The 537-nt window shown below is 70.6% G+C and carries 1 protein-coding gene and 1 pseudogene; both read left to right on the top strand.

The window, feature by feature from the left end:
• Window positions 1–213 (top strand): dihydrodipicolinate reductase C-terminal domain-containing protein (locus AC5RUJ_RS18130; RefSeq protein ID WP_494156504.1); only part of this gene is annotated, 213 nt, incomplete at its 5' end.
• A pseudogene (locus tag AC5RUJ_RS18125) lies at window positions 210–537 on the top strand (hypothetical protein); the annotation flags it as partial. The gene AC5RUJ_RS18130 and the pseudogene AC5RUJ_RS18125, both read left to right, overlap by 4 nt.

Raw genomic sequence — 537 nt, 5'->3', positions numbered from 1 at the left:
GACGTGGACGGCGTGCGCGTGCACAGCGTGAGGCTGCGCGGCCTGGTGGCGCACCAGGAGGTGCTGCTCGGCGGGCCGGGCGAACAACTGACCATCCGGCACGATTCCTTCGACCGCGCCTCCTTCATGCCCGGCGTCCTGCTGGGCGTCCGGACCGTCGCCGGGCGGCCCGGACTGACCTACGGACTCGACGGGTACCTGGAACTTTCATGAGCAACGCCGAACACACGGGTCCCGCAGCGGACGGCGGCAACGGCCGCATCGGCTGGTATGCCCGGCACGGAGCCAAGATCTGGGTCGGCGTGATTATCGTGCTGCTGGTGGGCTACCTGGGAGCCACGCTGCAGCGGGCCTGGCTGATGCTCAGCGAACCCGACCCCGTAGCCAAGGGCTTGGGCATTGCGCTGGTGGTCCTGCCGATCATCGGGGGCTGGGCGCTCAGCCGGGAATTGCTGTTCGGCGCGCGGATGTCCAGGCTGGCCCGGACCCTGGAAGCCGAAGGCGGGCTGCCCGTGGACGACCTGCCGCGCACGCCGG

The organism is Arthrobacter sp. Y3223164 (assembly GCF_059091005.1).
Note: the sequence above shows the minus strand (reverse complement) of the source record. Positions and strands in the feature narration are given on the sequence as shown.